Genomic DNA, 26,541 nt, shown 5'->3' on the forward strand with positions numbered 1-26,541 from the left:
ATGACTTGTCGCCGGTCGAATATGAAAAGCGGTACTTCCAACGGCTCGCGAGTGTCTAGCAAACTCGTGGCGATTCAATATGCCTATTGCGGCGCATCGAATAGATATGCAAAATAAAAACTTGGTTCCATTACCAGAATCGCTATCTTTATGTCATAACTGTGGGTGTGATTTACGGAATGCCCCCAAGTCAGAGCCTCAACTTTATCCCTCAACTGGGCAAAAAATGTATCAATTATGCAACTCCATAGAAAATGATAGAGATGCAAATTGGGATTTATCTTCATTTAGTACAATGAGGCAGTTATGCACAATCATGACTACAAGATACAAACATGCAAAACTCAGATCCTTTGTTCTTGAGCAGCTGAATAGTAATGTCATTCAGCCGAACAATACATATAGTTCATTTGAGATGCGATCGATTGAAGAACGCCACGATCTGACCCAGCTAGCTTTGTGGCTGCTTGACGATTTGCAACCGAGACTTGCTGTAGCTTGGCATGCAGGCGCTATTCGATATAATTTACTTTTAAAAGGTTTTCACGATCCGCCAGCGTCGTACATAGAAATCGTCAAGAAATTCGCAAACCGGCGTGATCGAGTTAAATAGTTAATTCTGATCAGAACATCCCATTTCAGAAGTATGCAACGGCGCGCGTGAGTTCCAGTCAACTTAGGGATCTTTCTAGAACCACTCCTGAAATGGGTGAACGTCGCGGACACTGCGCCCGTGGCCAGAAGGGCCTACATTCTCAACCTCTGGCACCAATGCCAAGGGGTGCGTTGCGCCTTGGAGAAGAAAGCGGCACAAACGTTCCGCGCCCTGTCCACGAGCTTGAAGCTTGAGCACATTTCCGATTTCTCGGCCCACGCTCTTCAGGTGCTGGCTGGAATAGGCCTGCAACCGACAAATGACGGCCAGCTACGCCTCGCAGCGGCCATGCGATCAAACAGTGCCGCTACGAAGCGGGACATCCGTCAGCGAACTTCAGTCCCATCTGGGCAATAGGTTCGTCCGCCAAAAAGCTAGCCTAAATTACCTCTTGCCAATGCATGAAAGTGCTCGATGAAAAAGAGAAAAAAAGGTATGATTGCACCCATTAGGGGAGGCTATCAGTGATAGAAGCAGTTGATCTTTTTTGTGGGGCTGGCGGACTTACTGCAGGATTGCGTAAGGCCGGAGTAGTTGTGAAAGCAGGGTACGATATCGATACCGCATGTACCTATGCCTTTGAGCACAACAACAAAGCTTCGTTCATCGCGAAAGACGTTGCGATGGTTTCGTGTAACGAAGTATTAAATTGGTACTCTGACAACAATCTCAAGCTTCTAGCTGGTTGCGCACCATGTCAACCATTTTCTACGTACAACAAAGGAAAGGATGCAAAAAAAGATAGAAAATGGCCTCTTCTGTATGAGTTCGCTCGGCTTATCAAAGAAATTTCTCCAGACCTTGTGACCATGGAGAATGTGCCTGATGTGGTAAAACACAAGGTTTACGAGGATTTTGTGGCTGACCTCAAGGCAGCGGGATACTTTGTGTGGGCGAACGAAGTCTCCTGTGCGGAGTATGGGTTACCTCAGCATAGAAGGCGCCATGTCCTTTTGGCATCAAAACTAGGCGACATTTCGTTAATACCCCCTACGCACAAAAATAAGTTTAAAAATGTAAAAAAGGCAATTGGTAGTCTGAAAGCTTTAGAAGCCGGAGAAAGTGATGATAAGGATCCGCTTCACAAAGCACCCAATCTTTCGCCAATAAATATGGCTAGAATTAAGGCCTCTAAGCCTGGAGGAAGCTGGTTAGATTGGCCAGAAAACCTAAGAGCTAAATGCCACCAAAAGGACTCTGGAAGTTCTTATTTGAGCGTTTACGGCAGAATGGATTGGACTCGCCCTAGCCCTACCATAACAACGTTGTGCCATGGTTTTGGAAATGGCCGATTTGGGCATCCCGAACAGAACCGGGCTATTTCGCTACGCGAGGCGGCAATACTTCAATCTTTTCCAAAAGGATATAAATTTACTCGCCCTGGTGAGCAAGTGAAATTTAATCTTGTTGGCAGAATGATTGGTAATGCCGTCCCGGTCCGGCTGGGCGAAATAATTGGCAAGAGCCTTATTCAGCATGTGAAAAAGCTAAATGAGGCTATCATTAACTAATCAGCAATGCTTGGCAAATGGATTTATGCCGCAGACTTTAAAAAACCTTTATTGCTTAAATAAATGGAAAAAGCATTAACGATTGCCTCAAGATAGTTTGCCACAACTATAAATAGAGAGCTCAAGTCTTTTGCGGAATGCCCTTCGCCACATTCCGCAAAAGATAAGGAACCATGAGCCAAACTATTTCTAAAGTCTTTAACCACTTTAAGAGCCCCCTTTTCATCTCGTAGATGCCTCTTGACGTTCTTATATACATCTAGAGGAATATTTAGCGGAACGCCTATTCTTTTTGCCAGTTCCTCTATCTCAATGTCATCCCAGTTTCCCCCGCCGCCTTTTGAAATGTCTATCTCTAATGGGAGTTCTCCCGTAAGTTGACCGCACAATGTTATGGCACGACTCAAACGCTTAGTTGGTGCTAAATCTTCGTGCGTCTTTGCCGCTGAACGAATCCACAGCTCTTGCATTCGTTCAGACAATTTGCTAGCGTGGCCGCATTCCCTTACTGCCACAATCTCGACTTCTTCAATTATGTTGCAAATTGTAGCTTCAACTAAATTATATAGATGAAGAAAAACTCCCGCTGAAAGTATCTTTTGCTGTAGCGGTGATATCCTATATTGCCTACCATCTGATTCAATAATCGGCAATCCGCGCATTAATGCCGATTCCAATTCTTGGATCAATTCGATATAAGAATCAATTTCATTTTTTCTTTCACCCAAAATTGCCAAAGTTTTTTTCATAATTCATCAGAAGCGACTAGTATTTTCCACTGGTTAATCAAGCTCTTTCTAACATATTCAATTCTGCCTTCCAAGCGCTTTATTGCATTTGCACCGTCTGATCTTACTTCTTCATTAAATTCATCAGATGCCAACCAGCTCAACGTTCCCTGTTTATTAGGAACAATTTCTGGGTGCTCTTTTAAAGCGAGATATGATCCGATTGCAATGCCTTCGTAACGAGACCTCGGCGTAGCCTTCCCTGATGGCGTCCTTCGAAAACCGAACGGATAGTTTTCAGCAATAAACGCCATTGTGTCAAAGAACCGAGTTTCGTAGGTGTCCCTCAGATCGGGATTTTCCTCGAATTTTTTATTCATTTTCTTCGAATACGCAAATAAAAATGGGGACACTTCATCTGCATACTCATCCAGGCCGTCGCCATAAGCGAAGAAACGAGTTACAAGTTCCTCTCGTTCACGCTCTTTCAGTTGCTTTTCGCTAACAGGTGCCAAATCTACAAAGATTTGGCTGCGAGCTAATTCCATAACCATTTCTAAGAAAGCTCCCTGCAATGCACCACGGCGAATTTCGGCCTTATTGGCAACCTTGCTCCCGGTATTAATTCGTTCGAATAAATCAAATCTCGCCTCGGCATCTGCGTTCTCGCTTAAAACGATACCACGTATCGACCGATTTAGAAATTTCCTACGACGTGATTCAGGGAAATCGCTAAATTTCATTCCTTCCGCCGATGGTATTTTTTCCAATTCCCCAAGAGTTAATTCATCAAAAACGAATTCCTCTAAAGTTCGTAAACGCTGAGAGCCATCTACAATTTCCAGCTTTCCAGTGTCAGGGTCTTCCCAAAAAAATATAAACGGCACAGGCAAACCAATTAAAACAGATTCAACAAATCGCCATTTCCTAAGCTCTTCCCAGGTATATTCCCTTTGATAACTTGGTACTATATACTCATTTTCTCGCATTTTTTTAGCAAGAATTTCAATTGTATACTCACTAAGATAATATTCTATTTTCTTTGAACGCTGTTTAATTTCTTCCTCAGCAGCCTCAATGTGATCTTGAGACATAAGATTTAAATTAATTTGCATATTCGATCCTTTACTATAGGCTCAATGAGCGACTTGAATTTACTTTGTAATTATAACCTGCTAAGTATATGTTCTAGAACACCTGTTTTAGCCATCGCATCTAAATAGGTTTGGTATGAGTTGATGGCATCCGTAATTAGTTGTTCATATGTGATTATTTGACCGTTTTGTTCAGCCAACGAGCGTCGATCAGACTCTGTAAAGCCGGTTGGCGTTTTGGCAATAAGCAGATAAATATCAATTGGAGGCTGCGGTATCCCTGGAAGTTTGTCTCGGTAATATTCTTCGACCGCTCCTTTATACTTTCTCACTTGCTCATATAATGCAACAAAGCTTAAAGAAGTTTTTCCTGGCTTTTTTAGCTCGACGACAATATGACGTCCAGAGCTTGAGCGATAGGTAATATCTAGGCGCGCGCCTGTCGAATCAGGGTCTCTTAATTTTATAAATTCCGTTAGCGTTTTTTCCATCTCCGCGCGCCCGGTCACTCGGTCCCACGAAGGATCAAGTAACCAAAGGTGATCAAAAAGATATGTTTGTGCAACTTTCTCTAAGGCAGACGGGTCGGCAGCAATGTCCTTGAACTTTTTTATTATTTCTAGTCTTTGTTTCGTAATTTCAGAGTATGCAGCTTCTTCTACCTCGTTGAGCGAGCTAAATATTGACGCAAACTCGGCACTAAGTACATCAGATACATCGGCAAGCCTGTCTAGTTGTTTTCTTAATTTCAGTTTTTCAAAACCAATAATAGCGCCACGATATAATATCTTTTTTGCAGCATCATTTTTAATGTCATCATTATGAAGCGTTGCATTTTTTATTGAAGTAATCAAACGCTTTGCAATTTTGGCGTCACGCTTCTCAGTTAACGTAAGCAACCATTCATTAACCACGAGGTTTCCTGGATCAGAGCTATCTAGACCAAGCTCTGTCCGCCATTCGTCCCATTGATCTCCAATATCTTCGAGAGTTCTGCGGATAAAATTAAGCAATGCCTGATACCTGGGATCGTCTCTTTTAATTGCCTCTCTACTCGCAGTCGCCCTATCAACATCATCATCATCAAGAAAATCAGCGTGGATTTCCCCAACTAGATAATTTTGATAATATTTTGCGCTATTAGCCTCTCCCAGAATATTTTCGGCAAAGACCCGACCGTTCGCAAAAACGGAAAAAATGTTTGCGCTGTCATCTTTATTCCCTAGATTTTTTGGTAGAAATACACTTGCAACGTACCCTGTGACAGGAAATGATTTATCTCCATATTCAATTAATGAATCAACTTCTTGTACGCACGGAGTTCTAGGGGCGCCATCTACATCAGAAGTTGATATCGACGCCAAATTAGGACAGAGCGCCTGTATTTGAGATAAAGTTGTTTTATCAAATGCCCATAGAAATTGCACATGCTGATAAAATCCTCTATCTGCCTTTGTTATTTCTAATCCATTTAGAAAAATCTTAAACCCATGAGAATCTCCCATGATGCTAAATCTACGTGCCAACTTAACTCGTAGATAACTGGCCGTCGTATTTAATCCAGATAGAACATTTTCGAGAATTATTCTTGTACCTTGACCTTTTGGGAAAGAAGAACCTGTGAATTCATTTAACTCTAAGGAAGTTCTCTCCTCTAAGCTTTTCTTTAAAAGAGGTACATCAACTTCAAATCCAACAATATCGGAGTTTACCGCTTGAGATGTTACCTTAACAAGATTTGCCAACGCAAACATTGACAACTTCCCGATACCTTTTCTTCCCATTACTTTGCGAACTCCCGAATCACTCTTATCCTTATTGGTAGATTGACGACGTCGAGAATATCCAACATTTAAGAATTTTTTCTTTATGGCCTCAGCTGTCATTCCATGACCATCATCCTCAATAGTTATTTTATGGCTAGTCGAATCAATGGTGATATGCACTTCACTCGCGTCTGCATCCCAAGCATTAGCAACTAACTCGGTTAATGCTGCAGGCGTTGAGCTATACAATCCTACGCCAAGGTGATTAATGACGTTAAGATCTACGTCTAATTTGAATTGATGTTTATTGGCCATTTTTAAATTATAAATAATTGAAATAAACTACATCATGTAATATTTTTAAAACATCATTTCATTCACGTAGTCAAACTGTAGTGCATATAGCCATCCTATAACTGCGTTACTGACGTTACCGCCACCGCCCATATCTTGAGTTATCTTGATTCAAAACTAACATATTTTCCATAGGAAAATATTCACCAAATGTCACTTCCATGTCAAGTTTCCTTGTTTTTGAGCAGCATATTGATAGATGAGTATTCATATCAAGGCGCGATCGCTGGCTTTCCAGCGGAACCCGTGCGTATTCACTTCAAACACGATCTTACGGCAGAGCGACTCTCCACCACTCTACCAGCGGTAGATCTCATCGATGTCGCAGCCTCGCTGAGCGCGTCTAATCCGCATCCTAAAGTACGCGCTGCTGAAATTTTGCCGTCCCGCTTAACTTGGCCTGGGCGCGTATGCTGGTCACGCCGACCGCCGCTAAAACCCCGACGACAATTGGGAGGGCGACAGTCAGCAACTGGGCTGTGCTACTGAATCGCCTTGCAAGCACCTGCTGGCACGGTGGCCAACGTCACGGTTCTTGGCCCAAAATGCAAAGCATTTGCTCACCAAGACCTCAATGCTGCACTCTCAGCAGCGAACAGTGACAGGAGCACAGCATAGTAATGTGACGACTTAGTGATTTTCGTTATCTAAGATAGCGATGAAATTGGAATTAAACTGAGAATTTTCCGCGCCGCCACCACGCGCGATATAGCCACAAGGATTGCAAAGCACGCGACACCCATTCAGATAGTAGTCTGAAGACTCGTGCATATGACCGTGTATCCAAAGGTCGGCTTGCGCGACCATATCGTCCAGATGCGAGGAGTACGCCGCTGAGGTTACAGATTCTTTGAACTTGTCAGCGACTGAACGCATAGACGGAGCCATGTGCGTGATGACCACGGTGGTTCCATTAAACGGTTCGTCGAGCTTTTTCTGAAGCCATGACTTTTGGATCGAATGATATTGCGCGGTGTCAGCCGCCCGCAATTTTCGATACCTTTTCTTAGCCAAGCGGATCCGCTTGTAGTCGGTCATAACTGCCTCGGCCTCACGCATGGATGCCTGGCGCTCATTATCGCCAAAAAGTCGGAAGTCGGTCCACATGGTTGCGCCAAGAAATCGAACATCGCCAATGATATGCTCGCCACAGTTCAGAAAATGGACATTTCCCGCAACCTCACACGCTTCTTGAATTTGCTCCTGCACGTCGTCCAAGTTGTGTCCGTAGCCTTCATGATTCCCATGTACGTACATGACCGGTAAGCCAGGGAACGTACTCGCTGCCCATCCGACCGCCTTGGCGCCAGTATTAATGTCACCGGCCAAGATAACCACATCTGGACAGCTTACCGCAGGATCAATTCGTGGCGCGCGATCACGCCAGAGTTCATGATGTAGGTCGGATAGAACAAGGATGCGCATATATAGGGCAGTGGACTATGACGACGTCGGGATTATGGTGCGTATCATCGTAACCTGAATGGCACAAGAGTCCAAATCATGACGGCGCCACTGCGGGCACTTGCGGCGCGTCAAGAGTTTAATAGCGCGTTGATGCGGGCAAGCCAGAGTTCACCAGTGCCGTGGTCAAAGGCTCGAAATTTGTAAAGCGGCTGGTGCACATTTCTTGTTTTGAAGACGATGACGTTCTGCGTTTTCTCGACCTGTCCATTAGCGTTCGCTTTGTTGACCCACTGATGTTCGCAACCAAGAATATCGCGCATGTCATAGACTTCATACGACATAGCCTGCAAATCCATAAACGCAATTTTTTTGCCGATAGAATCAACGGCGAACAGCTGCCGGAATTCCATATCAGCGTTGAATCCATTGGCGAGCAAATGCGCCTTAGCTTCCAAAAAGCTACGTTTGGAACTGCGATGCCGACCAATGCCTTTTACGATTGCAACCGCCACCAAGCCGCCGCCACCGACCATCCAGCCTAACGAAGAGTCGCCGCTAATCTGCCATGCAAGCAGCCCTGGTCCAACAACAAAAGCTGCCATGTCGAACAGACCAATGGTCTTCGAAAGCGGCCTTGTCGTGTACTGAATTTTTTTCGGCGACATCTATTCTTCCTTTGCTCAATCAGTGGCGAGTACGTCGCCTGCTAGCAGAGATACATACGCCTCTGTCGTCTTGACCGTTGCCTATATCCGCTTCCGGACAGGCATTTGCGAGAATATGATTCATGGTTGAATTTAGTTCCTCATTCAACGCCCGCTGTTCGGCATCTGAGATTTCCACGCTGTGCACTTCCAATGCCTTCATTCGATAAACCGTTCTGTTGGCAGCTAAGGTCTGGCGAAGTAGATCGATGTCCGCTTTCGCCAGCATGTTCAAATCCTCAACGCTGTCTATCCAGCCTTCTAGCCGTAAGATCAGACGATCCTGAATGTCTAATACAGCATCGGCTGGCCTGCCATGGCCATGTGTGAGAGTCGCCTTCAGATCGCTCTGCAGCTTCATGAACCGTTGAGAGAAAGCTGGCCTGGCAAGACCGATTAAATGAATATTTTGAAAATTGGTACTCATAGAGCGTGTAACTATAGAGCGTCGCCACATAAAGGTCAAATCCCTATTCTCGTAGCGTTCCTTCCCTTACTGACGCTATGGATTACGACCCGCTAAAATTGTTTGGACAACACCTCGTAGAACTGCGAAAGGCGCACGGCTGGTCTCAAGAACGCTTGGCCTTGGAGAGTGGCCTGGCTCGTTCATATGTCGGTGGGATAGAGCGTGGGCAGCGCAATATAGCGCTTGTGAACATTTGCACTTTGGCCGAGACTCTGGGTGTCGAGCCATCTGAAATGTTAAATTTTTTACGGGCTTAGGGCGACACGACTGCTAACAGCAGTCGGCCCGCGACCGCTCCGGAAAAATGCAGCTTATCCCAGCACTTCTCGTAGCAGGCTGGTGCAATTGCCGATTGTCAGTTTTTCCTCATTCGGCAAGTAGAGGTAATGTGAACCGGCCTTGTGCAAGGTATTCCAAACTTCATCAAGACTTTTGGCATTGGCTGGGTACACCTTAATATAAAGAGGTGAGGCCTCAATAAACACTACGCTCACGTGCACCTTGCCGCGTCGCACTCCGAAGGCCGATGCCCGGCGAAGCCGCAGGATTTCTCCTTCCTCCGCGACAAAAAGTCGTATGTCAATTTCACCTTCCGCATCTGAGAGCGCGGTAATCGGCACGGTCCATCCATCTTCATCGCTCTCGGTAAGAAGATCGATATCGAGCCCCTCAAGCGTCGATAGTGCCTGGACCGCCTCGCACAAAAATTGCGGGATACCGCCACGCTTTTCTGGATCAGTATTGAGCAACACCTCCAGACTCACGGGGCGAATTCGTTGCTCAGAACCTGACTCGCCGATCGCGGCTGACTCGACCGCCTGGCTGGTACCGCCACCGGCTCGTCCAGCGTCATCGCCGCTGGCCAGCACCTTGTCTTTCCAGACTGGCTTTTTCTGCAAATCTGGAAAGCGCGGTTCTAGATGAATCTGCATCGTCTTCGGCGACAGACTGTTTGACGCGTCCCGCTCGACTATGGGCTGATCAGACGCATCGATGGCGGAGCTGCGGATGGGTCCTTGGCTTTGGCGAGGGGGCGCAAAGCCAGTCGCGCGAGCAAACCCGTTTTGCACTTTGTAGCGCAACGACCGGAAGGGGAACGGGTGAGAACAGGAGCGAAGGCTATAGACGAGAAACGTCGCTTCCGCTTGGTCACCCAAGCTCAACCATTTTCCAGCGGCCGCCAGGGTGGTCTTGCCTTCAAATGGGAAGAAGCCCTGTGGATAGATACTCTGCCGGGCAACCGACGCCTTCAATGCTGACGTACCGACATGCATCGCAGCCCGCCAGGCTACAGGGTCCAAATGCATCCTCCCAATATCCGCCGCTGAAGCACCCGATATTTTTTCGGCCAAACTGAGGACGAGGCGCTTCGTGCTTGAGTCGAACTGGGAATCGCCATATAGTGCTTTACGCTGCAGCGGAGGCAGAAACAGCTTGGTGATCAACCCACTTGACGACCCAAAATAGAATCGGATCAGCTCGATGCACGGGATAATAAGCTGGCGGCCGCCTGGCAGCTCCACCATCACGCAATAGGAATGCGTACAGTTCAAATGCCATGGGTGTTCCAACAGCGGCAGCAGGAAGCCTTTGTCGTCCAAGTTCAATCCGGCCTTGACCAGATGAACGGTGCTGTCATCAATCTGCAGGTCGACGAAGCGTTCGAGTTGGTAATCGGGACTCGCTTCTAACTTGCCCTCGCGCCAGACATCGCCGATACGTAGCAGCGGCAGGGTGCCAGCCGAAACCCATACCTTCCGTTGGAAGCGGGCTGGCGTTGTCGAATCAGGGGAGAGTAATACGGAAGGATCCTGACGAAAATTGTCGTCGAGGACCTTGGATAGGTGAACCAGTAACGATGGCTGTGTCCGACGAAATAGACGGTTCGGGAAAGCCAGATCGCCGAACCAATCTATTCGCCAAGAATTTTCGCCCTTAGCTAGCGCTGAGACAGAAGGCAACTCTTTGTTTATGAAAGACTTTTTATGATTCAATACCGCTTAACCACCATAAATTGTCTCATCAACTTCTGAAATTGTCTCACTAACTTCTGGATTGTCTCACCAACTACTGATTACTCACACCAGCCAGCACGTTATGCGCCTGCTCGTCGGCGTGGTAGGAGCTGCGCACCATGGCGCCCACGGCCGCGTGCTTGAAGCCCATCTTGTACGCTTCTTCCTCGAACATCTTGAACACGTCCGGGTGCACATAGCGGCGCACCGGCAGGTGGCTGTTCGAGGGCGCCAGGTACTGGCCGATGGTCAGCATGTCGATGTCGTGCGCGCGCATGTCGCGCATCACCTGCAGGATCTCCTCGTCCGTCTCGCCCAGGCCCACCATCAGGCCGGACTTGGTCTTGACGTCGGGGTAGATGGCCTTGAAGTCCTTGAGCAGCTTGAGCGAGTGCTCGTAATCGGCGCCGGGACGGGCTTCCTTGTACAGGCGCGGCACCGTTTCCAGGTTGTGGTTCATGACGTCGGGCAGGCCGTCCTTGAACAGCTCCAGCGCCTTCTCCAGGCGGCCGCGGAAGTCCGGCACCAGCACTTCGATCTGGGTCCGGGGCGACAGGCTGCGCGTGTGCTGGATGCACTCGACGAAGTGGCCGGCGCCGCCGTCGCGCAGGTCGTCGCGGTCCACCGAGGTGATCACCACGTAGTTCAGCTTGAGGGCGGCGATGGTCCTGGACAGGTTGCCCGGCTCCTCCTTGTCCAGCGGGTCCGGACGGCCGTGGCCGACGTCGCAGAACGGGCAGCGGCGCGTGCACTTGTCGCCCATGATCATGAAGGTGGCCGTGCCCTTGCCGAAGCATTCGCCGATGTTGGGGCAGCTGGCCTCCTCGCACACGGTCACCAGCTTGTTCTCGCGCAGGATGTCCTTGATCTCGTAGAAGCGGGTCGAGGCGGAGGCGCCCTTGACGCGGATCCAGTCCGGCTTCTTCAACCGCTCCACCTGCTCGACCGGCACGATCTTGATCGGGATGCGCGCCGTTTTGCTGGCGCCTTTTTGCTTTTCGCTCGGGTTGTAAGCGGGGGCGACGGTGGAGTTGGTGTCAGGAGTCGTCATTTGGCTGCGTGCCCGTTCGGGCGATGGTTGGTTAGTCGATGCCGGCTTGTGTGTTGTGCAAACTTGCCAGCTTGCGGTGCCGCTTGCGGCGCCACCTTGCCTACGTTTCGGTATGCGCCAGTACGCGCACCAGTTCCCCGGCCAGCGCCTGCTGCACGTCGGCCAGTTCGGCCGACGCGCCCATGGAGCGCATGTCGACCGTTTCCAGTCCGGCATAGCCACAGGGATTGATCCAGGAAAACGGCGCCAGGTCCATCGCCACATTGAGCGACAAGCCATGGTAGGTGCAGCCGTTGCCGCGCACTTTCAGGCCGAGGGCGGCGATTTTGGCGCCTTTCTTCGGCCCGTCGGCCATGTAGATGCCGGGCGCGCCTTCGACGCGCTCGCCTGCAAGATTATACGCCGCTAAGGCGTTGATGATCGCTTGCTCGATCTTATGCACGAACTGGCGCGCATACAGCTTGCCGCCCGGTTTATTGCGGCGCAGGTCCATCAGCAGGTAAATCACGACCTGGCCGGGACCGTGGTAGGTCACTTCGCCGCCACGGTCGGTCTGCACCACGGGGATCGCATCGGCACCGGCCAGCAGGTGGCCGCGGTCGGCGCCCAGGCCCAGCGTGAACACGGGCGGGTGCTCGACGATCCAGAATTCATCGCGCGTTTCCGGGGTGCGGGCGTCGGTGAAGGCGCGCATGGCCGCGAACGTCGGTTCATAATCGACGCGGCCCAGGTGGCGGATCAGCGCCGGTTCGGCTTGGAGTGTGGACATAATGACAGGCTGCAGGCTGGTTTCGGAGCCGGACGGCGGAAACCGGAACCCCGCATTATAAGCCAGGCCGCCGTTTCGGGCGCGCCGCCCCGTCAATTCGGCCGCGCGCGGGGCGCTTGATTACAGCACCACCTTGACCATGGGATGGCCCGACAGTTCGGTGTACAGCGCGTCGAGCTGCTCGCGGCTGGTGGCGCGCACCACCACCGTCAAGCCCGTGTAATTGCCCTTGGCCGACGGGCGCTCCTCCAGCTTGCCTTCATGGAAAGTCGGGTCGTGCTTCTGCACCACCTGCAGGATCGTGGTGGTGAACTCGACATGCGTCAAGCCCATCACCTTGATCGGGAAGTCGCTCGGGTACTCGATGAGGGACTCCGAGGGAGGGATGTTGGGTGGGATCGTCGCTGCCATGGTCATTCCAATCAATTAAAAACGGTCGCGCCAACGCGGCGCTCACCCGCATATTGTAGCCAATTCAGGAATTACCAGTGCCGGGGGAGCCGCCATGGGCGCCGTAACACGTTGCGTGCGGATAAAAAAAAAGCCAGCTGGAGAAGCTGGCTTAAAAAACTATTCTCACTGTCTTGAAAATAGTCGGGATAGACTCGGTACGATCCCGACGATCCGGCGTTGCGGGAGTGCCCTCCCTGTCGTGCCGCCCTGTCGCCGCAGTTGCATAAAACACATACTGTATATAAAAGTAATGTTTTTGGCCACAACTTTGTGATGAACAGCAACTTTCGCGGCCTGAACGGTCGATTTCCGCGACTGGAATGCAGGACAGGCCAGCGCCGGCGGGGCGGCGTCCCGTCAGCGCTCCACCTGGTGGCCCCGCTTGTCGCGGTCTTCATCGCGGCGCCGGTCGTTCTCATTGGCCGGATGCCCGCCGCCCGGGTGCGCCTGTTCACGCTGCTGGGGCTGCGGCGCGGGTTGCGGCTGCGGCTGCGGCTGCGGCGCGGGCCGGGCCGGCGCCTGGAATAGCTGCGGCTGCGGTTGCGCTGGCGCTTGCGGCGGCACCGCCCGCTGGGGCGGCGCCTGCACAGGTTGCGGCTGGGGCGGCGCCTGGAACGGCCGGGTGGCCGGACGCGCCGGTTCGCCCTCGGGCCGGATCTGCCGCCGGCCATCCTCGTACCGCACACCGCGTTCGCCACGGTCGCCGCGCTCGAATCGTTCGCGGTTGCGATCGTCCTGCGCTGGCTGCTGGGTGCCGCGCGGCTCGATCTGGCGGCCCGGCGGTTGCGTGCTCAAGGGCTGGGCTTGTTGCTGGTTTTGCAATGGCTGCTGCTGCTGACGTTGACGCCGCTGCTGCTCTTCCATCTGCTGGCGCTGCTGTTCCTCCTGGCGCTGCCGTAGCTGTTGTTGCTGTTGTTGCTGGAACTGTTGCTGTTGCTGGAACTGCTGCTGTTGCTGTAGCCGGAATTGCTGCTGTTGCTGTTGCTGTTGCTGCTGTTGCTGCTGTTGCTGTTGCTGCTGTTGCTGCTGTTGCAATAACTGCTGCTGTTGCTGCGGCACGCGCTGCTGCGGCTGCACCACCTGGCCCTGCGGCGCATACGTGGCGCCGCCACGCGCCGGCCGGCGATCGTCGCCGTCGATGCGGCGCCGGTCGTAGGCGCGCGCGGGCGCGGCCGGGGCGGGGGCCGCCACCAGCGGCGCCGTGCGCACCACGGCCGGCGGCAGGATCACTTGCGGGCTGGCATGCACCGGCACCACGTGGCCGGCATCGAAACGGTCGCGCGGCACCACGGTCACGCCTTCATGGGGACCGTCGCGGCGGGGCGCGGGCCGGCCATTATGGGTCCACAGGAGGCGCCGCTCATGCTCGGGCGACAAGTGGAACGGCGCCACATACGCCTCATGCGGCGCCAGCGGATACCAGCCCAGGCCCGGCCCCCGGCGCCCGTCGCGGTGCGACGCCTGCAGCCGGTCGCCGCCGACCCAGCCCACCAGCGCCGGCGCCCATGCGGGCCGTCCCGCGTAACGTCCCGGCGCCCAGCACCAGCGGCGGTTGACCATCACCCAGCGGCCGTAATGCGAGGGCGCGTAACCCCACGGCGCGTTGTCGACCCAGGTCCAGCCGAAGGTCACCATCCAGATCCATTGCCCGTCGCGGTAGGGCGCCCAGTCGGTCGCCACCACGCGCGGCGTCCAGATCGGGCCGTAATCGGGGCTCTCGGTCCAGCTGCCGTAACGGTCCAGTTCCTCGTAGCCGGTCACCTCGCTGGGCACGTAGCGGCTGGAAATGGACGACTCGTACTGGCGGTCGCGCAGCTCGGCCCAGCTGTCGAAGCCGTCGCGCAGGGCGGCGCCGGTGCGCACCTCGTCGCTGCTCACCTCGCCCCGCTGGCCGGCCCGCAGCACCAGCTGGCTGCCGGCGCCGTCCACGCGCGCCACGCCGCCGAGCACATTGACGACGGTGGTGTCGGCGATGCGTTCGGCGTCCACCCGCACCGTGCCCGGCTCCACCAGCGTCACGCGCGCCTGCGGGGTGGTCAATTCGAAATCGCGCAGCAGGCCGCCATCGCGCAGGTGGACGCTGGCGCTGCCGTAGTTCAGCCGCAGGCGCACATTGTCGTCGTCCAGCTGCACCACTTCCAGGTCGGTATCGCCGTCGAGGCGGATCGCGGCCGGCCCGACGCGGAATTCGCCGCGCGCGCCGCTGGCCGTGCTCAGGTGGTCGCCCGTGGTCACGGGCCAGTTCAGCATGGCGTCGGCCGGGTCGCCTTCGCCGACCACCGTCACCTGGCCTTCGACACTGGAGATGCGGCCCACCCGGCCCGGGATATCGTCGGCCAGCGCGGGCAGAGTCCAGGCCAGCAACGCGGCGAGGACGGCGGAAGTGAGGGTGCTGCGGCTCATGGCGGCGCTCCTTGGCGTGTGGCCGCCGGCGCGGGGGCGGCCCGGATTATCGTTGTGTAGTTAACGCTGCACGGCGGGCGGGGACTACCGGGGTTACAAATGTTTGCATCTTCGTACGATGCGGCGCGCTCACGCCGTCGCCGCCGCCCCGCGCTTGACGAAGAACAGCGCCGTGCCCACGGCCATCAGCAGGCCGCCGAAGAAGCGGTTCTGCTTGCGCACGGCGCGCGCGTCGCGGAAGAAGCGCTGCATGGACGAGGCCAGGAAGGCATAGCTGTGCATCACGATCAGGTCGATGGTGCACATGGTGGCGGCCAGGATCAGCAGCTGCGGCAGCACCGGCGCGCCGCGCGCGATGAACTGGGGCAGCACGGCCACCATGAAGATGATGCCCTTGGGGTTGGTGGCGTTGGTCAGGAAGCCCGTCAGCACGCGCCGGCGCAGCGACGGCGTCACGGCCACCGCCTGCGCCGCCACGGCGTTCGCGTCCACCCCGACCTTGGCGCGCCACTGGCTCAGTCCCAGGTAGATCAGGTACAGCGCGCCCACCGTCTTGACCACGTTGAACGCGATCTCCGACGCCAGCAGCAGCGAACCGACGCCGGCCCCGGCGATGAACAGCACCAGCAGCAGCCCGGCCTGCAGGCCGAGGATGGTGCCGCTGGTCTTGCGCACGCCATACGACAGGCCGTGCGACATCGACAGCACCGCGCCCGAGCCCGGCGAAATGGCGATGATGGCGGCGGCGATGACGAACGTGATCCAGGTGGTGAAATTCATGGCGATACTCCATTATTACAGCGCACCGAAGGTGCGGCCCGCCGGCGACGCGCCACGCGGTAACGGCCATTGTAGCGGCTCCGGCCCGCCGCCGTCCGCGCCGGCTGAGGTAAGATTGCCAGACTTTCATCCCGGAGCCCCAACCATGCGCGACACCCGTTCCCCCGCCCGCCCCACGGAGGGCTGCTGACATGGCCGGCGCCAGCCTGTTGGCCCTGCTCGACGACATCGCCGCCATCCTCGACGACGTGGCCCTGATGAGCAAGATGGCGGCCAAGAAGACAGCCGGCGTGCTCGGCGACGACCTGGCCCTGAACGCCCAGCAGGTGGCCGGCGTGCGGGCCGAGCGCGAGCTGCCCGTGGTGTGGGCCGTGGCGCGCGGCTCGCTGCGCAACAAGGCGATCCTGGTGCCGGCCGCGCTGGCCATCAGCGCGCTGGCGCCGTGGGCCGTCACGCCGCTGCTGATGGCCGGCGGCGCCTACCTGTGCTACGAGGGTTTTGAAAAGCTGGCCCACAGCTGGCTGCACCGGGCCGAGCAGACGCAGCACCTCGCACAACTGGCCGACGCCGTCGGCGATCCGGCCATCGACCTGGTGGCGCTCGAACGCGACAAGATCGCCGGCGCCGTGCGCACCGACTTCATCCTGTCGGCCGAGATCATCGTGATCGCGCTGGGCACGGTGGCCGGGGCGCCGTTCGGCCAGCAGGTGGCGGTGCTGGTCGCCGTGGCCGCGCTGATGACGGTGGGCGTGTACGGCCTGGTGGCGGCCATCGTCAAACTGGACGACGCCGGCCTCTACCTGCGCCAGCGCGGCGGCGCCGTCCTGCGGGCGCTGGGCGGCCTGCTGCTGGCCACCGCGCCGCGCCTGATGAAGCTGCTGTCCGTGGCCGGCACCGTGGCCATGTTCATGGTCGGCGGCGGCATCCTGCTGCACGGCGTGCCGGGCAGCCACGCGCTGCTGGACGCGGCCGCCCGCACGGCCGGCCTGGTGCCGCTGGCCGGCGCCGCGCTGGCGCCCGTCACCCCCAGCCTGCTCAACGCGGTGGCCGGCCTGCTGGCCGGCGCCGCCGCGCTGGCCGTGGCCGGGCTGGCCGGGCGCCTGCGCCGCCTGCTGCCGGGCCGCTGAGCGGGCGACGCGCCGCGCCGCGGGCGGAACTCGCGCCGTCCGCCATAGTCCAATCAGGGTACGGCCGCTGGCCGGCGCCCGGCCCGCGCGCGGCGCGCGGGGCGCCCCACGTCCGCCAGAGACGGGAGCACATCATGGACACACAACAGGAAAGACTGCAACTGGCCCTGGAAGCGGCCAACATGACCCTGTGGGACACGGAACTGCGCGACGGCGACGTGCTCAACAGCACCATCAGCTGGGTCCAGCCCGGCCCCTCGCTGCTGGGGCTGCCACCGGACGACCTGTCCCAGCCCTACAGCGACTTCCTGGCCACCGTGCATCCGGCCGACCGCGACAAGGTGCGGCGCACGATGCAGGCCGGCGTCGATCGCGGCGACGGCTATGAACTGGAGTTCCGCGTCGTGTGGCCCGACCACACCCTGCACTGGCTGGCCGCCAAGGCCAGGATACGGCTCACGCCCGCGCGCCAGCCATGCGGCACGCTGGGGATGATGTGGGACATCTCGCGGCGCAAGTCCGAGGCCCGGCACGTGGCGCGGCAGCGCGAACTGGCCGAGATCACGCTGCGCTCGATCAGCGAGGGCGTGATCACGACCGACGCCGGCGGCCGCACCCAATACCTGAACCGGGTGGCCGAGCAATTGACGGGCTGGACCAGCGAGATGGCGCGCGGCGCGCCCATCACGGAGGTGTTGCGCCTGACGCACGAGCTGCCGGGCGCCGCCCAGGAGCACGTGGCGCTGAAATGCCTGCGGCTGCGCCAGACCGTCGCGGCGGCGAACAACTGCCTGCTCGTCACGCGCGAAGGACGGCGCGTGGCCGTCGAGGAATCGTGCGCCCCGATCTGGTCCGACGAGAACGAGCTGCTGGGGGCCGTGGTCGTGTGCCGCGACGTCAGCCACGAGCGGCACCTGTCGCACCAGCTCAGCTGGCAGGCCACGCACGACGCGCTCACGGGCCTGATCAACCGCCGCGAATTCGAGGCCCAGGTGGCCGCCGCGCTGCACAGCGCCAAGCAGGAGGGCCATGTGCACGCGCTGCTGTACCTGGACCTGGACCAGTTCAAGGTGGTCAACGACACCTGCGGCCACAGCGCCGGCGACCTGCTGCTGCAACTGCTGGCCAAGCTGCTGCAGACCCAGATGCGCGAGTCCGACATCCTGGCCCGGCTCGGCGGCGACGAGCTCGGCGTGCTGCTGCCGCACTGCCCGCCGCCCCAGGCGCTGCACGTGGCCGACGATCTGCGCCACTCGGTCAAGGGGTTCCGCTTCGTGTGGGAAAACCGCAGCTTCGAGCTCGGCGTGAGCATCGGCCTGGTCGAGATCAACCACGACAGCAAGTCGCTCAGCGAGCTGCTGGTGGCGGCCGACCAGGCCTGCTACCTGGCCAAGGAGCGCGGCCGCAACCGCGTGCACCTGTACCAGGAGTCGGACGCGCGGCTGACCGAGCGCCATGGCGAGATGCTGTGGGTGTCGCGCCTGGCGGAGGCGTTCGAGCACCAGCGCTTCCGCCTGTACGCCCAGCCCATCGTCGACCTGACGGCCCAGGGCACGCCGCACGACGAGGTGCTGGTGCGCATCCAGGACCACAAGGGCCACCTGATCCTGCCCGGCGCCTTCATCCCGGCCGCCGAGCGCTACGACATGATGCTCGACATCGACCGCTGGGTGATCCGCTCCGTGTGCCGCCACATCCAGAGCGTGCGCGACGGCCCGGCGCCGGACCAGGCCGACATCGACGCCATCCAGGGCCAGCCGGGCCGCTACGCCATCAACCTGTCGGGCACCTCGCTCGGCGACGACGCGCTGCACGACTTCATCGTCGAGCAGTTCAGCCTGTACGCCATCGCGCCCGAGCACATCTGTTTCGAGATCACGGAGACGGCCGCCATCGCCAATTTGCCGAAAGCGCAAGATTTCATGCGCAAGCTCAAGGAACTGGGCTGCAGCTTCTCGCTCGACGACTTCGGCAGCGGCCTGTCCTCGTTCGCCTACCTGAAGGCGCTGCCGGTGGACTACCTGAAGATCGACGGCATCTTCGTGCGCGACCTGGCCAGCAACGCCATCAACCGCGCCATGGTCAAGGCCATCAACGAGGTCGGCCACGTGATGGGCATCCGCACGGTGGCCGAATGCGTGGAGGACGACGCCATCCTGGCCCAGGTGCGCGCCATCGGCGTCGACTACGCCCAGGGCTACGCGGTGGGCCGGCTGCGCCCGCTGACGACCGGCCGCGCGTGAATCGGCGCAACAGCCAGCCGGGCCGCCCGCGGCCGCCCGCGGGCCCGGCCAAAACCGCATGGCCACGGGCCTGGCGGCCCGTTGGCGGGGCCGCCGGCTATCTCATCCCAATCTGGAGATTTTTGATCTAAATCAATAAATTTGCGTGGCCGACTCCTTACACTTGACGTTATAGCTTGCGATAGAGCAAGAATAGACTTTTTTCCTTGGAGATAGCCGTCATGCGCACCAACCTGCCCGTCACCGACCGCGAACAGGAAGTCCTGGACGACCACGCCATCGTGTCCAAGACAGATTTGGACGGCAATATCACCTACGTCAACCCGTATTTCTGCGAGGTCAGCGGCTTTTCCGCCGAGGAGCTGATCGGCTCGCCGCAGAACATCGTGCGCCATCCGGACATGCCGCCCGAGGCGTTCGCCGACCTGTGGAGCTCGATCAAGGCCGGCTACCCATGGACCGGCCTGGTCAAGAACCGCTGCAAGAACGGCGATTACTACTGGGTCAAGGCCAACATCACCCCGATCCGCGACGCCGGCCGCACCATCGGCTACATGTCGGTGCGGGTGAGGGCCGAGCGCGAACAGGCGGTCAAGGCCGAGCAGGCCTACCGCGCCATCCGCCAGCAAGCCAAGGACAAACCCGGCATCAAGATCCGCCACGGCGAGGTGGTGTACCCGGGCCTGGGCAGCCTGCTGGGCCGCGTGCGCCACCTGTCGCTGGCCATGCGCATCTGGGCCTGCACCAGCCTGGTCAACACGCTGCTGGCCGGCGTCTGCCTGGCCAGCCTGCTGGGCTCGGACGGCCGCAACACGGCCCTCAGCTACGGCATCTTCGGCGCCACCTTCGTCGGCCTGATCGTCAACGTGTTCCTCTGGTACACGCTGCGGGTCGGCATGCTGCAACCGCTCAACCGCGCCCTGCACGGCGCCCGGGCTATCGCCGCCGGCGACCTGTCGGCGCGCTTCGACACCGATTCCACCGACGAGGTCGGCCAGCTGCTGCGCGCCCTGCAGCAGATGAACAGCAACCTGATCGCCACCATCCGCGACGTGCGCCTGAACGTCGAGACCATGGCCGTGGCCACGCGCCAGATCGCGGCCGGCAACGCCGACCTGTCGGGCCGCACGGAAGCCCAGGCCGCCAGCCTGGAGGAGACCGCGTCCAGCATCGAGCAGTTCGCCGCCACCGTCAAGCAGAACGCCGACAATTCCGTCGAGGCCAACACGCTGGCCGTCAACGCGTCCAACGTGGCCCAGGAGGGCGGCGTGATCGTGGCCGACGTGATCGCCACCATGGACGACATCAACAGCTCGTCCAAGAAGATCGTCGACATCATCAGCCTGATCGAGGGCATCGCCTTCCAGACCAACATCCTGGCCCTGAACGCGGCCGTCGAGGCGGCCCGCGCCGGCGAGCAGGGCCGCGGCTTCGCCGTGGTGGCCGGCGAGGTGCGCAACCTGGCCCAGCGCAGCGCCACGGCCGCCAAGGACATCAAGAACCTGATCGACATGTCGGTCGGCAAGGTCAGCGCCGGCATGGTGCAGGTGCACCGGGCCGGCTCGACCATGGAGCAGGTGGTCAAGTCGGTGCAGCAGGTGACGGCCATCATGCAGGACATCTCGACCGCCTCGCGCGAGCAGAGCATCGGCGTGGACCAGGTCAACTCGGCCATCGCCCACCTCGACCAGGTGACCCAGCAGAACGCGGCGCTGGTCGAGGAGGCCGCCGCCGCCGCCGCCAGCCTGGCCCAGGAGGCGACCGGGCTGACCCAGGCCGTGAGCCTGTTCAACTTCGGCCACGCGCTGCGTCAGGCGCGCGGTGGCAGCCGGCCGGCCCGGGCCGTCGCCCCGCAGCACGGCAACGTCAAGCGCCTGGCGGCCTGAACCGGATTCCTTGTACCTTCGCACCGTTAGATAGCAGAAATGATCATGTCCCCTACCGCAGCCAACGCCCCGTCCAGCGTCGCGTTCTTCCCGACGGTGCAGTTCGACGCTGACATCATCGGCAAGCTGAGCCAGTCCGGCCCGCGCTACACCTCGTATCCGACGGCCGACCGCTTCAGCGAGGACTTCGGCTACGGCAACTACCTGGAAGCCATCGCCGGCCTGCGCATGCGCGGCGGGCGCCGGCCGCTGTCGCTGTACATCCACATCCCGTTCTGCGACACCATCTGCTACTACTGCGGCTGCAACAAGATCGTCACCAAGGACCGCAGCAAGGCCGCCACCTACCTCAGCTACCTGAAGCAGGAAATCGAGATGCAGGGCAAGCTGTTCTCGGGCATGAACCACATCGAGCAGCTGCACTTCGGCGGCGGCACGCCGACCTACCTGAGCGACCGCCAGATGGACGACCTGATGGCCCATCTGCGCCACCACTTCGAGTTCGCGCCCGACGACATCGGCGAGTATTCGATCGAGATCGACCCGCGCACGGTCAGCCGCGAACGGGTGCAGTCGCTGCGCTCGCAGGGCTTCAACCGCATCAGCCTGGGCGTGCAGGACTTCGACCCCGACGTGCAGCAGGCCGTCAACCGCATCCAGCCGGCCGCCGACACGCTGGCCGTGATGCAGGCCGCGCGCGAGGCCGGCTTCCGCTCGATCAGCATCGACCTGATCTACGGCCTGCCCAAGCAGAACATGGACAGCATGGCGCGCACGCTGGAGCAGGTGATCGCCGCCAGCCCGGACCGCATCGCGCTGTACAACTACGCCCACATGCCGCACCTGTTCAAGCCGCAGCGCCGCATCCTGGAGGCGGACCTGCCGCCGGCCGCCGTCAAGCTCGACATGCTGGCCCTGTGCATCCGCCGCCTGAGCTCGGCCGGCTACGTCTACATCGGCATGGACCACTTCGCCAAACCGACGGACGACCTGGCCGTGGCCCAGCGCCAGGGCCGGCTGCACCGCAACTTCCAGGGCTACTCCACGCACGCCGAGTCGGACCTGGTGGCGTGCGGCGTGTCGGCCATCAGCGCCGTGGGCGCCACCTACAGCCAGAACGAGAAGACGCTGGACGCCTATTACGAGAAGCTCGACGAGGGCAAGCTGCCGGTGGCGCGCGGCATCAAGCTGACCAGCGACGACCTGCTGCGCCGCATCATCATCCAGATGCTGATGTGCAATTTCGAATTGTCGATCGACTCCATCGAGCAAGCCTACCCGATCGACTTCCGCACCTATTTCGCCACCGAGCTCGAGGCGCTGGCGCCGCTGGAGCAGGACGGGCTGGTCACGCAGGAGCCGCACTGGCTGAGCGTGACGCCCAAGGGCCGCCTGCTGATCCGCAACATCTGCATGGTGTTCGACCGCCACCTGCGCACGGCGCGCACGCAGCCGCAGCCGGGCCAGCCGCTGCGCTTCTCGCGCACCATCTGAGCGGCATGCCATGAACGGGGCGCACCTGTTGTCCGTGTTCGCCGTCGGCCTGGCCGGCAGCGTGCATTGCATCGGCATGTGCGGCGGCATCGTCAGCGCGCTGTCGGCCACGGCCCGGCCCGCGCCGGCCCGCCCCGTGATCGCCATCACCCCGGTCGCCGCGCTGGCGCCGGCCGGCCAGCGCCTGGCGCGCGTGGCCGCCTACAACACGGGCCGCATCGCCAGCTACATGGTGGCCGGCGCCCTGGCCGGCGGGCTGGCGCAGGGCGCGGCCAGCCTGGCCAGACTGGCCACGCTGCAACTGGCGTTCTACTGGCTGGCCAACCTGATGCTGGTGGCGCTGGGCCTGTACCTGATGGACGCGTGGCGCGGCCTGGCCCACATCGAGAGCGCGGGCCAGATCGTGTGGCGCCGCGTGCAACCGCTGCTCAAACTGCTGCTGCCCATGGACAGCCAGCTCAAGGCGCTGGCGCTGGGCGGGCTGTGGGGCTGGGTGCCGTGCGGCATGGTCTACAGCGTGCTGCTGACGGCGCTGCTGAGCGGCTCGGCCCTCGACGGCGCGGCCGTCATGCTGGCGTTCGGACTGGGCACCCTGCCGATGCTGGTCACGCTGGGCCTGATGGGCGCCGGCGTGCGGGCCCGCCTGCAACAACGCAAGGTGCGCATCGCCTGCGGCCTGCTGGTGCTCGGCTTCGGCGTGCTGGGCCTGGTGCGCGCCAGCCATGGCGCTTCGCTGGGCTGGCTCGATGCGTTATGCTTGACGGGTCACCCGTGATGAACCGGCAAGGAAACCTCCGCATGAACCCCCACACCGAACGGCGCGCCGCGCCGGCACCCCTGCCGGCCATCGCGGCCACGGCGCCCGCCGCCGCGGACGCTGGCGCGGGCCCGTCCACGGCGCCGGCCGGCTGCTTCCACTGCGGCCTGCCGCTGCCGCGCGAGGGCCGCTGGTCGGTGCGCATCGACGCGGTGGACCGCCCCATGTGCTGCCCCGGCTGCGCCAGCGTGGCGCAGGCCATCGTCGACATCGGCCAGAGCGCCTACTACCACGACCGCACCGCGTTCGGCGCCACCGCCAGCGCCGAGCAACTGGTGCCGCCCGAACTGCAGCTCTACACCAACGCCGATCCGCGCTTCGCCGACTGCGAGGACGGCCGCGCCGCCGCCCTGTCGGTGGAGGGCATCCGCTGCGCCGCCTGCGTGTGGCTGATCGAACGCCGCCTGCAGCAGCAACCGGGCGTGCTCGAAGCGAACCTGAACGTGGCCACCGAGACCCTGCATGTGCGCTGGGACCCCTCGCTGTGCGAGCCGGCCAGTATCCTGCAGGCCGTGCGCGAGGTCGGCTACACGGCCTACCCGTACGAGGCCGGCCGCCACGGCGAGCAGCTGCAGCGCGCCGTCAAGACCCTGGGCCGCCAGCTGTTCGTGGCCGGCCTGTCGATGATGCAGGTGATGATGTACGTGGCGCCGGCCTACCTGGCCGGCGACGACGGCACGCTGGAGCCGGCCATGGCGGCCCTGATGCGCTGGGCCAGCCTGCTGCTGACGCTGCCGGCGGTCTGCTATTCGGCGCTGCCGTTCTACCGCGGCGCGCTGGCTAGCCTGCGGGCCAGGGTGCCGGGCATGGACGTGCCCGTCACGCTGGGCATCGTGGCCGCGTTCGGCGCCAGCCTGGTGGCCACCTGGCGCGGCACGGGCGAAGTGTATTTCGATTCCGTCACCATGTTCATCTTCCTGCTGCTGTGCAGCCGCTACCTGGAACTGCAGGCGCGGCGCAAGGCGGCCGGCGCGCTGCAGCGGCTGCACCACGCGCTGCCGGCATCGGCCACGCGCGTGGCCGGCTATCCGGCGCGGCAGGACGCGGCCGTGGTGCCGGCCGCCGCGCTGGCCGTGGACGACGTGATCCTGGTCAAGCCGGGCGAGGCGGTGGCGGCCGACTGCGTGCTGCTCGACGCCGACACCTCGTTCGACGTGTCGCTGCTGACCGGCGAGAGCGCGCCCCAGCTCAAGCGCATGGGCGAGGCCGTGCCCGGCGGCGCCATCAACGCCAGCCGCGCCGTGCTGGCGCGCGTCACGCGCACCGCGCGCGACAGCACCTTGTCGGACCTGATCCGGCTGGTCGAGCGGGCCGGCCAGGGTAAGCCGCGCATCGCGCTGTGGGCCGACCGGGCGGCCGCCCATTTCGTGACGGCGCTGCTGGTGTTCGCGCTGCTCAGTTTCGGTTTCTGGACTTGGTACGACGCGGCGCGCGCGTGGCCGGTGGCGATCGCCGTGCTGGTGGTGTCGTGCCCGTGCGCGCTGTCGCTGGCCACGCCGACGGCGCTGGCGGCGGCCGGCGACCGGCTGCTGCGGCGCGGCGTGCTGGCTGTGGGCCCGCAAACGCTGGAGACGCTGCACCGCGCCACCCACATCGTGTTCGACAAGACCGGCACCCTGACCGTGGGCAAGCCGGTGCTGCACGACGTGCTGCTGTACGGCGACGCCCGCCGCGCCCACTGCGTGCAGCTGGCCGCCGCGCTGGAGGCGTCGAGCGCCCACCCGCTGGCGCGCGCGCTGGCGGCGGCGGCCGACGACCCGCCGCCATGGCGCGCCACGCAGGTGGAGGAGACGCCGGGCCAGGGCTTGGCGGGCATGGTCGATGGACAACTTTACCGGCTCGGCAACGCGGCCTTCGTGGCGGGCCTGGCCGGTCCCAACGGCGACGGCCCGCTGGTGGCCGGCGCGCCGGGCACCACGGCCGTGTTCCTCGGCAGCGCCCAGGGCTGGCTGGCCTGCTTCCTGCTGCAGGACGCGCTGCGCGAGGACGCGCGCGCCACGGTCGACTATTTCCGCGCCGCCGGCAAGACCGTGGTGCTGCTGAGCGGCGACACGCCGGGCCTGACCCGCCACGTGGCCGAGGCGCTCGGCATCGCCGAGGCGCAGGGCGGCTGCCTGCCGGCCGACAAGCTGGCTTACGTGCAAAAATTGCAGGCCGGTGGCGCCGTGGTGGCCATGGTCGGCGACGGCATCAACGACGCGGCCGTGCTGAGCGCGGCCGACGTGTCGTTCGCGATGGGCTCGGGCGCGGCGCTGGCGCAGGCCCAGGCCGACGCGGTGCTGCTGTCGGGCTCGCTCGACGCGGTGGCCGACACGGCCCGCACGGCGCGCGCCACCATGGCCGTGATCCGCCAGAACCTGGCCTGGGCCACGCTGTACAATCTGGTGGCGATCCCGGCCGCCGCGCTGGGCTGGCTCAACCCGTGGCTGTCGGGCGCCGGCATGGCCATCAGCTCGGCGGTGGTGGTGCTGAACGCGGTGCGGCTGCGGCGCGCCTGATCCTTTTTAAAAGCTTAATCATTCGACACCATGGAAGCCCTGTACCTGCTCATCCCCCTCAGCGTGCTGCTGGTGTTCGGCGCCCTGTGGCTGTTCTTCCGGGCCGCCGACCATGGCCAGTTCGACGACCTGGTCGGCCCCGGCCTGCGCGTGTTGCAGGACGACGACCGCCCGCCCGCGCCCGCCGACAAAAAAAGTGATTGAAATCTCGTCGACCCGTCTCCACATGCCTTCATTCCGGCAATTTTGATCCAAATCAAAGATTTTTGAAGTCCTTCCTCGTACCCTTTGATCCACATCATCGAAGCGTTCTCAGG

At 60.0% G+C, this 26,541-nt stretch carries 22 protein-coding genes; 10 read left to right on the plus strand and 12 right to left on the minus strand.

The genetic code is table 11. The features are described from left to right. The first annotated feature begins 106 nt into the window (after positions 1-106). Positions 107-613 (plus strand): hypothetical protein, encoded by a 507-nt coding sequence (locus AC1RQG_RS00005; RefSeq protein WP_493127043.1) that lies wholly within the window; start codon positions 107-109, stop codon positions 611-613. A gap of 506 nt (positions 614-1,119) precedes the next feature. Continuing rightward, positions 1,120-2,166: a DNA cytosine methyltransferase gene (locus tag AC1RQG_RS00010; protein WP_493127045.1), complete on the plus strand. Its 1,047-nt coding sequence runs from the start codon at positions 1,120-1,122 to the stop codon at positions 2,164-2,166. Between the two features lie 23 nt (positions 2,167-2,189). On the opposite strand, the gene AC1RQG_RS00015 is transcribed toward AC1RQG_RS00010, so the two are convergent. The 6 genes from AC1RQG_RS00015 to AC1RQG_RS00040 all read right to left on the minus strand — a co-directional run bounded on the left by AC1RQG_RS00015 (position 2,190) and on the right by AC1RQG_RS00040 (position 8,646). After that, positions 2,190-2,915 carry an MAE_28990/MAE_18760 family HEPN-like nuclease gene (locus AC1RQG_RS00015; RefSeq protein WP_493127047.1) on the minus strand — a complete coding sequence of 242 codons (726 nt, stop codon included), beginning with the start codon at positions 2,913-2,915 and terminating at the stop codon, positions 2,190-2,192. Beyond that, positions 2,912-4,009, minus strand: a complete 1,098-nt coding sequence (locus tag AC1RQG_RS00020) for a DUF262 domain-containing protein (RefSeq protein WP_493127049.1) — start codon at positions 4,007-4,009, stop codon at positions 2,912-2,914. The genes AC1RQG_RS00015 and AC1RQG_RS00020 overlap by 4 nt, the downstream gene beginning before the upstream one ends. Positions 4,010-4,059: 50 nt before the next feature. Beyond that, on the minus strand, positions 4,060-6,069 hold the full coding sequence (locus AC1RQG_RS00025) for a BbrUII/HgiDII family restriction enzyme (protein WP_493127051.1): 2,010 nt from the start codon (positions 6,067-6,069) through the stop codon (positions 4,060-4,062). A gap of 669 nt (positions 6,070-6,738) precedes the next feature. Beyond that, positions 6,739-7,533 carry a metallophosphoesterase gene (locus tag AC1RQG_RS00030; RefSeq protein WP_493127053.1) on the minus strand — a complete coding sequence of 265 codons (795 nt, stop codon included), beginning with the start codon at positions 7,531-7,533 and terminating at the stop codon, positions 6,739-6,741. Positions 7,534-7,643: 110 nt separating this feature from the next. Then, a complete protein-coding gene (locus AC1RQG_RS00035) occupies positions 7,644-8,180 on the minus strand; it encodes a hypothetical protein (RefSeq protein WP_493127055.1) in 537 nt (178 codons plus the stop codon). A 19-nt stretch (positions 8,181-8,199) separates the two neighbouring features. Continuing rightward, positions 8,200-8,646 carry a hypothetical protein gene (locus AC1RQG_RS00040; protein WP_493127057.1) on the minus strand — a complete coding sequence of 149 codons (447 nt, stop codon included), beginning with the start codon at positions 8,644-8,646 and terminating at the stop codon, positions 8,200-8,202. Between the two features lie 77 nt (positions 8,647-8,723). On the opposite strand from AC1RQG_RS00040, the gene AC1RQG_RS00045 reads away from it, so the two are divergent. Further along, positions 8,724-8,945: a helix-turn-helix domain-containing protein gene (locus AC1RQG_RS00045; RefSeq protein WP_493127059.1), complete on the plus strand. Its 222-nt coding sequence runs from the start codon at positions 8,724-8,726 to the stop codon at positions 8,943-8,945. A 54-nt stretch (positions 8,946-8,999) separates the two neighbouring features. Here the strand turns inward: AC1RQG_RS00045 and AC1RQG_RS00050 are convergent, their stop codons facing one another. From AC1RQG_RS00050 to AC1RQG_RS00075, 6 genes are all read right to left on the minus strand, one after another. Continuing rightward, the gene (locus AC1RQG_RS00050; RefSeq protein ID WP_493127061.1) at positions 9,000-10,682 is read right to left on the minus strand and encodes a hypothetical protein; all 1,683 of its coding nucleotides are present in this window, start codon (positions 10,680-10,682) and stop codon (positions 9,000-9,002) included. 73 nt (positions 10,683-10,755) lie between these two features. Further along, positions 10,756-11,754, minus strand: coding sequence for a lipoyl synthase (gene lipA / locus AC1RQG_RS00055; RefSeq protein WP_493127063.1), 999 nt, complete (start codon positions 11,752-11,754; stop codon positions 10,756-10,758). Between the two features lie 100 nt (positions 11,755-11,854). Beyond that, the gene (gene lipB, locus AC1RQG_RS00060; protein ID WP_493127065.1) at positions 11,855-12,523 is read right to left on the minus strand and encodes a lipoyl(octanoyl) transferase LipB; all 669 of its coding nucleotides are present in this window, start codon (positions 12,521-12,523) and stop codon (positions 11,855-11,857) included. Positions 12,524-12,643: 120 nt separating this feature from the next. After that, the gene (locus AC1RQG_RS00065) at positions 12,644-12,940 is read right to left on the minus strand and encodes a DUF493 family protein (protein WP_493127067.1); all 297 of its coding nucleotides are present in this window, start codon (positions 12,938-12,940) and stop codon (positions 12,644-12,646) included. Positions 12,941-13,333: 393 nt separating this feature from the next. Next, a complete protein-coding gene (locus AC1RQG_RS00070; protein WP_493127069.1) occupies positions 13,334-15,379 on the minus strand; it encodes a DUF6600 domain-containing protein in 2,046 nt (681 codons plus the stop codon). Positions 15,380-15,508: 129 nt separating this feature from the next. Beyond that, positions 15,509-16,159 (minus strand): LysE family transporter, encoded by a 651-nt coding sequence (locus tag AC1RQG_RS00075; protein WP_493127071.1) that lies wholly within the window; start codon positions 16,157-16,159, stop codon positions 15,509-15,511. Between the two features lie 191 nt (positions 16,160-16,350). Between AC1RQG_RS00075 and AC1RQG_RS00080 the strand changes: the two genes are divergently transcribed. The 7 genes from AC1RQG_RS00080 to ccoS all read left to right on the plus strand — a co-directional run bounded on the left by AC1RQG_RS00080 (position 16,351) and on the right by ccoS (position 26,428). Continuing rightward, positions 16,351-17,286, plus strand: coding sequence for a DUF808 domain-containing protein (locus AC1RQG_RS00080; protein ID WP_493127073.1), 936 nt, complete (start codon positions 16,351-16,353; stop codon positions 17,284-17,286). 134 nt (positions 17,287-17,420) lie between these two features. After that, positions 17,421-19,529, plus strand: coding sequence for an EAL domain-containing protein (locus AC1RQG_RS00085; protein ID WP_493127075.1), 2,109 nt, complete (start codon positions 17,421-17,423; stop codon positions 19,527-19,529). Positions 19,530-19,750: 221 nt separating this feature from the next. Then, positions 19,751-21,415 (plus strand): methyl-accepting chemotaxis protein, encoded by a 1,665-nt coding sequence (locus AC1RQG_RS00090; RefSeq protein ID WP_493127077.1) that lies wholly within the window; start codon positions 19,751-19,753, stop codon positions 21,413-21,415. Positions 21,416-21,460: 45 nt separating this feature from the next. Then, positions 21,461-22,909, plus strand: a complete 1,449-nt coding sequence (hemN, locus tag AC1RQG_RS00095; RefSeq protein WP_493127079.1) for an oxygen-independent coproporphyrinogen III oxidase — start codon at positions 21,461-21,463, stop codon at positions 22,907-22,909. 10 nt (positions 22,910-22,919) lie between these two features. Then, positions 22,920-23,684: a sulfite exporter TauE/SafE family protein gene (locus tag AC1RQG_RS00100; RefSeq protein ID WP_493127082.1), complete on the plus strand. Its 765-nt coding sequence runs from the start codon at positions 22,920-22,922 to the stop codon at positions 23,682-23,684. A gap of 23 nt (positions 23,685-23,707) precedes the next feature. Next, positions 23,708-26,224 carry a heavy metal translocating P-type ATPase gene (locus AC1RQG_RS00105; protein WP_493127084.1) on the plus strand — a complete coding sequence of 839 codons (2,517 nt, stop codon included), beginning with the start codon at positions 23,708-23,710 and terminating at the stop codon, positions 26,222-26,224. Positions 26,225-26,254: 30 nt separating this feature from the next. Continuing rightward, the gene (gene ccoS, locus AC1RQG_RS00110) at positions 26,255-26,428 is read left to right on the plus strand and encodes a cbb3-type cytochrome oxidase assembly protein CcoS (RefSeq protein WP_493127085.1); all 174 of its coding nucleotides are present in this window, start codon (positions 26,255-26,257) and stop codon (positions 26,426-26,428) included. Positions 26,429-26,541 lie beyond the last annotated feature (113 nt).

Source organism: Rugamonas sp. GW822-FHT03B10, assembly GCF_058801745.1.

What these genes read in the sequence shown, in the direction of transcription:
- AC1RQG_RS00005 (WP_493127043.1), top strand. Translation starts at nt 107, where the DNA reads ATGCAAAATAAAAACTTGGTTCCATTACCAGAATCGCTATCTTTATGT.
- AC1RQG_RS00015 (WP_493127047.1), bottom strand. Translation starts at nt 2,915, where the DNA reads ATGAAAAAAACTTTGGCAATTTTGGGTGAAAGAAAAAATGAAATTGAT.
- AC1RQG_RS00020 (WP_493127049.1), bottom strand. Translation starts at nt 4,009, where the DNA reads ATGCAAATTAATTTAAATCTTATGTCTCAAGATCACATTGAGGCTGCT.
- AC1RQG_RS00025 (WP_493127051.1), bottom strand. Translation starts at nt 6,069, where the DNA reads ATGGCCAATAAACATCAATTCAAATTAGACGTAGATCTTAACGTCATT.
- AC1RQG_RS00030 (WP_493127053.1), bottom strand. Translation starts at nt 7,533, where the DNA reads ATGCGCATCCTTGTTCTATCCGACCTACATCATGAACTCTGGCGTGAT.
- AC1RQG_RS00035 (WP_493127055.1), bottom strand. Translation starts at nt 8,180, where the DNA reads ATGTCGCCGAAAAAAATTCAGTACACGACAAGGCCGCTTTCGAAGACC.
- AC1RQG_RS00040 (WP_493127057.1), bottom strand. Translation starts at nt 8,646, where the DNA reads ATGAGTACCAATTTTCAAAATATTCATTTAATCGGTCTTGCCAGGCCA.
- AC1RQG_RS00045 (WP_493127059.1), top strand. Translation starts at nt 8,724, where the DNA reads ATGGATTACGACCCGCTAAAATTGTTTGGACAACACCTCGTAGAACTG.
- lipA (WP_493127063.1), bottom strand. Translation starts at nt 11,754, where the DNA reads ATGACGACTCCTGACACCAACTCCACCGTCGCCCCCGCTTACAACCCG.
- lipB (WP_493127065.1), bottom strand. Translation starts at nt 12,523, where the DNA reads ATGTCCACACTCCAAGCCGAACCGGCGCTGATCCGCCACCTGGGCCGC.
- AC1RQG_RS00065 (WP_493127067.1), bottom strand. Translation starts at nt 12,940, where the DNA reads ATGACCATGGCAGCGACGATCCCACCCAACATCCCTCCCTCGGAGTCC.
- AC1RQG_RS00070 (WP_493127069.1), bottom strand. Translation starts at nt 15,379, where the DNA reads ATGAGCCGCAGCACCCTCACTTCCGCCGTCCTCGCCGCGTTGCTGGCC.
- AC1RQG_RS00075 (WP_493127071.1), bottom strand. Translation starts at nt 16,159, where the DNA reads ATGAATTTCACCACCTGGATCACGTTCGTCATCGCCGCCGCCATCATC.
- AC1RQG_RS00080 (WP_493127073.1), top strand. Translation starts at nt 16,351, where the DNA reads ATGGCCGGCGCCAGCCTGTTGGCCCTGCTCGACGACATCGCCGCCATC.
- AC1RQG_RS00085 (WP_493127075.1), top strand. Translation starts at nt 17,421, where the DNA reads ATGGACACACAACAGGAAAGACTGCAACTGGCCCTGGAAGCGGCCAAC.
- AC1RQG_RS00090 (WP_493127077.1), top strand. Translation starts at nt 19,751, where the DNA reads ATGCGCACCAACCTGCCCGTCACCGACCGCGAACAGGAAGTCCTGGAC.
- hemN (WP_493127079.1), top strand. Translation starts at nt 21,461, where the DNA reads ATGTCCCCTACCGCAGCCAACGCCCCGTCCAGCGTCGCGTTCTTCCCG.
- AC1RQG_RS00100 (WP_493127082.1), top strand. Translation starts at nt 22,920, where the DNA reads ATGAACGGGGCGCACCTGTTGTCCGTGTTCGCCGTCGGCCTGGCCGGC.
- AC1RQG_RS00105 (WP_493127084.1), top strand. Translation starts at nt 23,708, where the DNA reads ATGAACCCCCACACCGAACGGCGCGCCGCGCCGGCACCCCTGCCGGCC.
- ccoS (WP_493127085.1), top strand. Translation starts at nt 26,255, where the DNA reads ATGGAAGCCCTGTACCTGCTCATCCCCCTCAGCGTGCTGCTGGTGTTC.